The organism is Microbulbifer jejuensis, from assembly GCF_047289955.1.
GTDB lineage: Bacteria > Pseudomonadota > Gammaproteobacteria > Pseudomonadales > Cellvibrionaceae > Microbulbifer.
Genome location: NZ_JBLBUB010000034.1, coordinates 41036 through 41934, shown reverse-complemented (window position 1 = coordinate 41934; position 899 = coordinate 41036). Strand labels below are relative to the sequence as shown.

Sequence of the window (899 nt, the reverse complement as noted above, 5' to 3'; positions counted from 1 at the left end):
GGCAGGGCAGGGGCCGGACAGCCTTGCCTACATGATGTTTACCTCCGGTTCCAGCGGTCAGCCGAAAGGGGTGATGACCCCTCATATCGGAGTTATCCGATTGCTGGCAGATCCCAATTTTATCGAACTGGACAGCAACACCCGTTTCCTTCATTTTGCCGCCCATGCATTCGATGCCTCAACGCTTGAGATATGGGGACCATTGCTCAATGGTGGTTGCTGCGTCATATATCCCTATAAGCGCATCGATATTGACGAGCTAAATCAGGTTATTCGCCGTGCATCTGTGACTTCGCTGTTCTTTACTGCCGGACTGTTCGACAAATGGAGCGAACAGTGCCATGACGTTGACTCGCTACGCTGGGTTATGACCGGTGGCGATGTGGTCTCGCCGCTGGCGGTGCAGCGGGTATACAGACACTACCCGAATGTCACCGTGGTCAACGGCTATGGTCCAACTGAAAACACGACCTTTACCGCTTGTTGCAAAATTCCTTCTGAGCAACGGCTCAGTACTGTGCCCATCGGCCTGCCGGTTACCGGCACCAGTGCCTTTGTGCTGTCACCGACAGGATCGCTGGTTCCTCCCGGTTGCGTAGGAGAGCTGTATACCGGCGGTGATGGCCTGGCGTTGGGATACCACAATCAGCCTGACATGACTGCACAGCTTGTCAGGCCGTCATTTCTTGTCGCTTCAGTGTCTACGTGCCGCTTATTGGACTAAATCGAGCAGTTATAGCTACGCGAATATCCCTATATACTGCGTCGTTGGTGGTAACTCGTTACCAGGGGTATAGAGTTCGCAACTCCGTAGCTTACGTACCCGCCGTTTTACTTCCTTTGCCCACAACGACAGGTCAAGCTATTTTAACCCTAGACGGTCGTTAGCCTATTGAGGC

1 protein-coding gene is annotated in these 899 nt (G+C 53.3%); it reads left to right on the top strand.

What is annotated here, in order from left to right:
• The coding region (locus tag ACL7TT_RS18215; protein WP_413397560.1) for an AMP-binding protein at positions 1 to 724 on the top strand (724 nt) is incomplete at its 5' end.
• Positions 725 to 899 lie beyond the last annotated feature (175 nt).